Annotated in this window: 10 protein-coding genes; 8 read left to right on the forward strand and 2 right to left on the reverse strand. The window is 61.0% G+C overall.

From position 1 onward, the window contains the following. The first annotated feature begins 436 nt into the window (after positions 1-436). Genes ACZ3J7_RS40490 through ACZ3J7_RS40505 form a run of 4 tightly spaced genes read left to right on the forward strand, consistent with a single transcriptional unit; the run spans position 437 to position 3742 of the window. Positions 437-652 (forward strand): hypothetical protein, encoded by a 216-nt coding sequence (locus tag ACZ3J7_RS40490; RefSeq protein ID WP_003941254.1) that lies wholly within the window; start codon positions 437-439, stop codon positions 650-652. Further along, the gene (locus ACZ3J7_RS40495) at positions 653-955 is read left to right on the forward strand and encodes a type II toxin-antitoxin system PemK/MazF family toxin (protein ID WP_003941269.1); all 303 of its coding nucleotides are present in this window, start codon (positions 653-655) and stop codon (positions 953-955) included. It begins immediately after the preceding gene. A 28-nt stretch (positions 956-983) separates the two neighbouring features. Next, entirely contained in the window at positions 984-2945 is a 1962-nt protein-coding gene (locus tag ACZ3J7_RS40500) for a hypothetical protein (RefSeq protein ID WP_232508925.1), read from the forward strand. After that, positions 2945-3742, forward strand: coding sequence for a hypothetical protein (locus tag ACZ3J7_RS40505; RefSeq protein WP_351645199.1), 798 nt, complete (start codon positions 2945-2947; stop codon positions 3740-3742). The genes ACZ3J7_RS40500 and ACZ3J7_RS40505 overlap by 1 nt, the downstream gene beginning before the upstream one ends. Before the next feature lie 129 nt (positions 3743-3871). Here the strand turns inward: ACZ3J7_RS40505 and ACZ3J7_RS40510 are convergent, their stop codons facing one another. Continuing rightward, entirely contained in the window at positions 3872-4942 is a 1071-nt protein-coding gene (locus ACZ3J7_RS40510) for a PDDEXK nuclease domain-containing protein (protein WP_003941261.1), read from the reverse strand. A gap of 298 nt (positions 4943-5240) precedes the next feature. On the opposite strand from ACZ3J7_RS40510, the gene ACZ3J7_RS40515 reads away from it, so the two are divergent. The 4 genes from ACZ3J7_RS40515 (at position 5241) to ACZ3J7_RS40530 (ending at position 7843) form a co-directional block, all read left to right on the forward strand. Further along, a complete protein-coding gene (locus tag ACZ3J7_RS40515; RefSeq protein ID WP_003941266.1) occupies positions 5241-5576 on the forward strand; it encodes a hypothetical protein in 336 nt (111 codons plus the stop codon). Positions 5577-5634: 58 nt separating this feature from the next. Continuing rightward, positions 5635-6048, forward strand: coding sequence for a hypothetical protein (locus ACZ3J7_RS40520; protein WP_003941273.1), 414 nt, complete (start codon positions 5635-5637; stop codon positions 6046-6048). Between the two features lie 728 nt (positions 6049-6776). Then, complete coding sequence (locus ACZ3J7_RS40525; protein ID WP_037129464.1) at positions 6777-7154, forward strand: hypothetical protein; 378 nt, start codon at positions 6777-6779, stop codon at positions 7152-7154. A gap of 23 nt (positions 7155-7177) precedes the next feature. Continuing rightward, on the forward strand, positions 7178-7843 hold the full coding sequence (locus ACZ3J7_RS40530) for an aminopeptidase P family N-terminal domain-containing protein (protein WP_209923606.1): 666 nt from the start codon (positions 7178-7180) through the stop codon (positions 7841-7843). A 336-nt stretch (positions 7844-8179) separates the two neighbouring features. On the opposite strand, the gene ACZ3J7_RS40535 is transcribed toward ACZ3J7_RS40530, so the two are convergent. Next, on the reverse strand, positions 8180-8674 hold the full coding sequence (locus ACZ3J7_RS40535) for a hypothetical protein (protein WP_003941270.1): 495 nt from the start codon (positions 8672-8674) through the stop codon (positions 8180-8182). Positions 8675-8865 lie beyond the last annotated feature (191 nt).

Raw genomic sequence — 8865 nt, forward strand, 5'->3', positions numbered from 1 at the left:
TCGCTCGACCCGACAGGCAAGGGCCAGGCACGATGGATAACGAGGTGGAAGCCCGCTCTGAACGCGTTTGCGATCACGTTCGCCGATCGTTGGCCAGGATCTGAAACTTACTGATGGAAATCCGCCGAAACACCGTTAAAGAGATAGACCCCCGGCACCGAAGAATTGCCCACCGTGTTCGCGGATTTCCTCTCCGATGCGCACCACCTGGCCGACGCGTTGGGCGTCGATTGGGAAGAAGCCACATGCAATGGGGAGGGGCATTACACCGCCGAGTTGTACGGCGCCGAGTAATCGGGGCACTGACGGTCGGACAATCCACGGACGTTCGGCCGGCAGTCCCCGGCACCGGGAGTCTCAGGGGCGGTGGTTGCAAGGAGATGAATGGATGTGGGACTGGTACCGGTTTACATCCCAATTCGGTATCATGATGGTTATGAGTACGCAGATCGCGGTACGGCTACCCGAGGACATCGTGGCGTTTCTCGACAGTGAGGTCAGCGGTGGGCGTGCGAAAAGCCGTGCTCAAGTCGTGCTTCGAGCGTTGGAGCGTGAGCAGCGTCGACAGTTGGCGGTCCGCGACGTGGAGATCCTGTCTGACGGCGCGGGTAGCGATGTGAATATCGCTGCCGCGCACGGGAAGAAGAACTGAGTGCGCCCGATCCACGAGGCGCAACTCGGAGATCTTTGTCCGGTGTTGGTCCTGACGAGGGAATTGGTTCGGCCCCACCTGGGGACGGTCACTGTTGCCCCCATTCGTTCGAAGGGGCGGGGGTTGTCGACCGAACTGAGTTTAGGTGAAGGCAACGGCGTCGAGGACGGATCTGTTGCCGACTGCGACGGGGTGACGACCATCCCCGTGTCGGCACTCGGTGCGAACCGAGGATTTCTCCTGCCGGCTCAGGAAGTGTTGTTGAGCAGGGCGCTGCGATCAGCATTCGATCTCGAATCATGAGGAAATCAGCAGCGAGGATGGGGGAGAGATGGTGGTGAAGAAGTGGGAGCAGATTCCCCTGTTCGACCTCGATCCTCCTCCGGTGCCCGAAGTTCATGGCGAAGGTTCTGAGCTCGATTCTGAACCAGCTCTCTTCGGGATCGAAGACGCCACGGCGCCGGATCCCGATGCTGACGTGATGGATGCCCGTGCGCCGATTGCGGAGGATCGTGTCGCCGCGGAACCAGAGGTCGAACCAGTGGCAGGCGAAAGCGCCCCCATAGCGCGGCAAGGTACGGACTCGTCACGGTCTTCGGATTACAACACGGAAACAGTTGTGCCCCAAAGCGAGCTCACTGCTGAGGTGGATTCGGAACCCACCGAGGCATCTGAACTCGACGCAACCGAATCGGGCACCCTTCCTCCCGCCAGCGAGGCAGCAGACGGCCACGCCGTCATTGTCACAGCAGCCGGCACCTACACACCGTCTGGCCACACACTCACCGGCCCAGTCGATTCCATCGAAAAACTCGACAAACTCATCAGATGGGCAACGCTCACCCCGCTGGGCGCACCGGCACAGATCTGGATAGTCGGAATCGAAGCTTGCGAAATGCTCGGATGGATCATCGACCCAGGCAGCGAAGACGATGTCGACGACATGGAAATCCTCCGCACCCGCGCTGCCGAAGAACTCACCGCGATCCTCCACGCCACGCTGACCCCCATGCTGACCGCAGGATGGGAACTGCGCGGAGAACCCGGCCACGTCGTTCACCTCTCCCGCACCACCGGGAACTTCACATCCATGGTCGACATTTTCATCGAACCCTATGTATGGACCTACTGGAACAAAGACTTCGGATGGGGCAATCGCGTGGGAGACATGGGAATTCTCGGATCACCCACCGCCGGAACCTACCTCCCCGACGACGACCTCCCCGCTGCGCAGGAACTGGGACGCCGACTCGCCTGGTGCGCACAACACCTCGGCGTGCTACCCGGCCCCACCCCCGCACGCACCGGCGCCGCCATCGTCGACAAGATCAAACGCGACCGCACCCGCAGCGGTAAAGGAATCGTCGTCACTGTCGGTGGACCGGTCCCACCGCTGGACGGCGAACCCCGCGGAGATCTCGAACCTGCCGCCGGTTGGACACGCATCCCGGACCTCGAAGAAGTCTCCGACGCAACACAACTGGTATCGATAGACCAACGAGCGGCGTACCTCGCTTCCGCTGGCATGCTCGAATTCGGCTACGGAAAACCTCGACATCTTCGCGGCGAGAACGCGCTCGACGCTGCGCGGCAATCGAAAACCCCGTTTGGGCTCTGGCGTGTAACCCTCCCACCGGGTGACATGCTGGCGCTCCCACCCGCTCTACCGTTGCCTCACCCACACATGCTCGCCGACCAACCTGTGCAGACCTGGATCACCACCGTCAGCCTCGATGCACTTCAAACGTCCATCGCCGATGGCGGAATCGGCGCAGAACTCGACGACCTCGACATCGCAGAAGCATGGGTCTACCCCGAACAGGGACGGGCCCTCGACAAGTGGGCGAAATTCTTGCGAGAAGCCCGCAAAGTTGCCGTCGACACAGGCGACACAGCAATGAAACGGTTCATCGGCGCCTGCTACAAGGGTTACATCGGCCGAATGGTCAACCCCGACATGTGGACCGCCAAACAAATGCAACACCACCACCAACCGCTCTGGCGAGCAGCGATCATCGCACACTGCCGCTGGCGAGGCCGCCGCGTCGCGATGCGCATCGCACGCGAAACCGGGCGTTGGCCACTGCGCACCGTCACCGACTCCTGGGTCTACCCCCTGCCCCCGGGCATCGACATCGCAGACGAGAGTGACGCACTCGGGAAAATGACTCTGGAAAAGAGCGCCCCGCTCACCGAAAACATAACCGTCATGCTGACCGACGCACGCGACACCCACGAGATCAACCTCGCACTCAAAGCTGCGTTCACCGACGAAGATGAAGGAAACATATAGTGGCCCTGCATCTTCCGAAACCGCGATCAACCAAACCCGCACAGAAGACCGTCGGCTTGGACGGACTCAACGTATCCGTCTCGACAGCAGCGACCAGTGGTGTCGAAAAATCGAAATCGGTCAAAAGTGGGGGATTGGCCGGACTCACCAGCAAAGTCTCCGTACGCCAGCTCCGTACCGAAATCGGTAAAGAAGGCCTACGGCAAGCAGCTGTCGACGCCGGGAGAAAGCCACCCTCTGACCGAACACTGCGCCGCTGGGCGCAGCAAGGACGAATCCCGCACCCCGACGTCACCGAACGTGCACAACGGCGAGCCGCCATCGAACGCCTCGGCGGAATCGACGCTGTCGCAAAGAAAATCGGCCGTTCACGATCAGGGGTCTCTCGCTACCGTTCCGGGGAAACGAACGAACTGCGCGCTGACGCGAAAAAGAAACTCAAAAACGTCAAAGCTCGCGACATCATGGACCGCGCCGGCGTCCTACGACCCGACGGGCAACCCAAAAAGGCCACCATCCGAGTCCGCGGGGGAGTGTCCGTCCGCAACGGTTCCGAAGAAGGTTACGACTATCGAGTGCGTACCCTCGATTTCGCGAACTCCGACAGCCCCTTCAGTCTCGACGAAACACGAGAACTCGCCATGGCTTTGGCCAACGACGATCATGCCCGAGTGGTTGCCATCCTCGAACGTCACGCCACGATGGATTACCCGGAAAACAAGGGATTCGACCAGTACGGCGACACTTTCGGATTTCACTTCGATTCCATCGAATCCGTCCACATCGACTGGACATAGAACTCCCCCTGCTCCTCGACGCACCGGGCGGGACCAGGCATCGCGTTCGCAGACCCTCGTGCGAAACACCGGTAGCGATCTCGGCACCAGAGGATATGTCGGCCAGGTTCGAAAATCGAATGGCGCCTCTCAGCCGGAGTTGTCAGGTTTGACGGGCAGTTGGGAGTCGAGTTCGGAAACAGTGGCTTCCACAGCTGCCGCGATCTCGTCGTCGGTAGGGACGAGATCGCGAACCTGGGAGGGGAGAGTCTCATAGGTGTAGTCGGCTACGGCGAGGGGTGCAGTTGTCCCGGCAAGTGAATACCGGACGACGTTGTCGTTGCGGCCGGCGCAGAGCAAGATTCCCACAGTCGGGGCGTGGATGTCCTTGTTGCGGAGGTTGTCGTCGATCCACGAAACATAGAAGCCGAGCTTCCCGACATACTCCGGCTCAAACCTGCCTACCTTCAACTCGACGACGACGAACCTCGCTTGCACCCAGTTGAAGAACAGCAAGTCGATATAGAAATCCTGATCACCGACCTCGAAATGGTACTGGCGTCCAACAAAAGCGAACCCGTGTCCCAGTTCGAGGAGGAACTGCTCCAGCCGACGCATCAGCGCGGACTCCAGCTCCCGCTCCGCGACACGTTCGGTGATGTCGAGAAAATCGAAGACGTACGGGTCACGCACCAATTGCTGAGCGAGATCGGAATCCTCGGCCGGAAGATGGTCCTGAAAATTCGACGGTGCCGCACCGATCCTGCGCCGTAAACCGCTGTTGATCTGATTTTGCAGCACATTGCGCGACCACCCGTGTTCAGCAGCCGTTGATGCATACCAGTCGCGGTCGGACTGGTTATCCAGCTTGTCGAGCAATACCGTCACATGACCCCACGGCAATTGGCCAACAGGTTGTTGGCCAATTGCATCGCGCCCCCAGATGCTCGCCATCTGCCGCATGTACTTCAGATTGGTCCGCGACAACCCACGCATGTCGGGAAAGGCCGATCGAAGATCGACGGCGAGCCTGTCGATCACCTTTGAACCCCAGCCCTCGGCCTCTTGACGCTGCACAATCGCGTGCCCTATGTCCCAATACAGACTGAGCAGTTCGGTGTTGACGATTCGGGTGGCGCGAACTCGCGCTTGCCGAACTTGCGACTTGAGATGGTCGAGAAGCTGGGCGTAGTCGGCGGGCAGTTCGGCTGGAGCATTCACCCATCCATCTTTACCCAGCGCTGCTGGGAACGCCCACCGGACATGCCCCCACTGGACACCTCAGCCCGCAGGAACGGCGACTCGGGCGTGCGCGCTAGACGCAGGATCACCCGGCCCTCGCACAGCTCAGTTCTTCACAGGGCGCATTGATCGGAGTGAATACGTCCAGCACCATAGCGGCCCTCACCTGAAATCGGGCGCGTCAGGCCTGTCCGCGCGCGGACAGGTACATCGTGTTCGCTGGTAGAGAAAGGTTCTCATGCCGTTCCTAGGTTCGACCATCCACCGTCCGGTATGCATGCTGATGACGGCAACAGTCGTCGCAGCCTCCATCGCTTTGATGTCGCCGGGCATCGCGTCCGCCCAATCAAACGGATGCTCGAAGACTTTCAACCTGTTCATCCCCGGAACCTGGGAAACCGCAGAAGATGCCGATCCCTCGATCCCGGTCGGTATGCTAAAACCGATCGCCCACAGCATCGCGGACACGAACGGTAGCGCGGCACAGGTCCACACTCTGCCGTACATGGCCCGAGCCTTCGACAACGGAAAAACCTACGCAGACAGCAAATCTGATGGTTTGACGAGGCGGGTCCGAGGAGGGTTTCCTTTTCAGCCCGCATCTCAAGCGTGACGCGTTCGGCGTTGCTCCCACAGATCCGTCGGGGCACGTGCGCCAGTTGGTAGGCAGCATGATCTACGCCTCCACGTTCGCCTCCTGGAAATTGCACAGCCCAGGAGCGTTCCTATACACGCTCATCCGTGATGGCGAAGCCGGAGGCGTACCGAATATCGGGACCGACTACCCGATGCTCGAGACCGCAGGCACGATCAAAGTGGTACCGAGCGGCCGAAGCGGCAGCTTCAAAATGGTTTTACTCCAATCCGACATTGCCGAGTCCGCACTGTCGATCATCGACTCCCGAGGGTCCCGAAACCGAGGCGAGGCGGGCAGCCTCCAGAGCTTGGGCAACCAGCGGGCCTACAGTCACGTCGAGCGGGAACGCGCCAAGATTGCCTCCGAGGCTGAAATTAACGGCCACGAGGAAGCGCGACTCATTGCGGCGCTGCGTGACGTAACTTCAGGCGGTGCTTTCGGTGTCTGACGACGAACTACCGATCAACGACGAGGTCCAAACCACGGAAGGTGCGATCGCCTCCTCACCCAAGGCAGACCAGGAACCGCAGCGGTCGGCAAGCAACACTTGCGATCAACACCGATTACCACTGAAGCTGAAGAGACAGGAACGGCGCAAGTAGGAACGCGCGACACTGTCGAGGCGCCTAGGGGCGACCTGCCGGATGATTCAGCGGTGTCGTCCCGGTCAGCTAAGCGCCCGGTGCAGAAGGGTGGTCGAGGAACGGACCCGGGCGCGGACCTTGAACGTCGAGTCGGCCGTACCGAGTTCAACGACGGTGCTCTGGTCAGGCTGCGTGTGCCAATCCGCGTCGACGCGGATTCTGGACGTGATGTTCTCACCGATATAGACGTTCTCGCGGTCGACGTCGACGGACGTCTGCGGATCTCGCGTTCGATACTCGAGTGTAAGAGCGGCAAGGGCCAGTCTGGCGAGCCTGACCGGCTCCTGTGGCTCGCAGGCCTTCAGCAGTTTCTCGGTTTTGAGCGCGCTGTTCTCGTGCGTCAGACAGCCTCACGCCGCGGCCGCGGCCTCGCCCGGCCACTCGGTCTCCGAACTCTCGACGTCGCGACGCTTGCCGGCCGCGAGGCAGCTCATGCCTGGCTGCCAGCGCGATTCGGTCACCTCGAGGGCGACGAGTGCGCGGCCGCTGAGCTCCGCACCGACACGCAGTTGAAGGGCTAGCGCTGCAGGGTATGCCAACTTACGTCGCCTGGCAGGTGACGGAGGTTCTCGACGAAGGTCAGCCTATTCCCGACCACGCGGTGCAGTTCGCCAAACATCTTATGTCAACGACACACGAAAGTGTGCTCGAACGCGTCGGTTTCGAGCACACACTCATCGACACAGTGGAGGGGGGCGGGCCTGAAATCGTAGTGCCACCTTGGGCAGTGCAGCAGTTCGCTGCAATCGGCACCCCTGCCGAGTTGATCGAGAGAATCGCCGCGGCCCACGCGGCTGGAGCGGACTCATGGTCTTGCTCATTCACCGGAACCCCTCAAGAAACTGCTGCAAGCATGACCCGCTTCGCCGAGCAAGTTATGAAGCCATTGCGTTCCCACATGGCCGCGTAGCGAATACCGAAAAGGACTTGATCATGGCAGATCTCAATCGAGACGTAATTGAGCGACTGTTGGACGCCAGTGCGGAAAGTGGGCTGGCGGGCGTACTGGCGTTATCTCCAGAGAATTTCGCGTATCTGGCTGGTTTTGCTGTCCCCTCACAGGAACCGCTCCGGTGGCGCCACGCGGCCGTGGCAGTCAACACCGACGGCCGAGCAGCAGTGCTGTGTGTCGACATAGAAGAAACCACTGTGCGTCACAGGCTTCCCGACGTCGATGCTTACGTGTGGCAGGAGTTCGAACAGAACGCGGTGGCCGTGATGGCTCAGATGCTTCGTGAGCTGGGTATGGAGAGCGGGAGCATTGGGGTCGAAACGGACTACATTCCCGCTAGAGATTACGAAGAGCTGACTGCCGCGCTTCCGCATGCCCAGCTACGGAGCGCGGAAAGAATGTTTGCGCTCCTGCGAATGCGGAAGAGTCGCCGGGAAGTGGAGTTGATCCGTGAACTGAGTCGCACAATAGATGCGGCCCTGGCCACCGCATTTGCGTCGGTGCACGAAGGGAGCTCGGAACTCGATCTCGCCGGAGCTGCCGTGGCGGCGCTTTCGCCGGCGGAGTCGACCGCGAACGCGGGATGGTCACCGCCAGCGGTGCCCGCAGCCATTTCCCGAACGTCCGCGCAACAGAACGACAATTAGTAAACGGAGATGTTGTTCGACTCGAACTGTTCGGGGTGAGCGGGCCGCCTCGACGAGGCCGTCGAGTTGTTTCGGTTCCGGATGATGCCCTACATGCTGTACCTGGCGCGCGGACGAGACCAGTTCAAGCCTGCGTGCTCAGTCCTGCTCGACAGCGACGGTGCTGGTCAGGAAGCTCGACGACAGATCCTCAAGGGTGGAGCCAAGGGCCGTCCGACCGTGACAAAAGATTTGAATGATGACCTTCTCTTGCTGCGCCCCGAAGCCGGAGTCGTGCCGTGGCGCCGTCCGTCCATCCCAGGTAGGACCGAAACTGATACGGGAGACCTTGAGGAGTCAGATCTTGGTTGGGTGGCCTAGTTTTGGACCGGGTGGTCTCAATCGATCGTTGAGTTGGTTGGGTGCCAGCTGGGTTCGGGTCGATCGTTCGGCGGTGCCGCGGCGGGTGGGGGTGTACACGCGGTAGGTGATGATGGTTCTCTTTCTCCGGCGGTCTTTCACTCCTGCGTGAGTGGATCTGTCCCGGATACCGTTGGGGCGGAGCGTAATCCGCTGGTCGCTGCGGTGGTGTTGTTTTGTGGTTGGCGGCGGCGGGTTAGGGCGTGTCCGTCGGAGCTTGGCCGCGGTGGTGAGGAGGTACCGTTCGGCGGCGGCGTAATCGGTGGTCCTCTTGCCGGAGGCGCTGGTGGTGCGGGTGATCAGTTCGAGGTAGCGGCGCCGAAGCGCGCGGGCGTCGGGTTGGCCGAGCAGGAATTCGGTGGCGGCGACGACCTCTGGACTCGGCGCGGTGTGTGTCGCTTTGGCGGGGGTACGCTTTTTCTTCGCGGTCACCGCGTGCTCGCTAGGTGTTGTGGGTATGGACGTTGCTGACGAGGGATTGAAGTAGACGGGCTGGTCCTCGGCGTAAGAATGGGAGTTGCGACATAGCCGTTCTCGACCAAGAAGGACCAGCCCTGTGACACACCGTAATGCTCCACTCACCGTGGAGGGAAGACGACGCCTGATCGAGCGCTGCCAGAGTC

The organism is Kitasatospora sp. NPDC015121 (assembly GCF_055562955.1).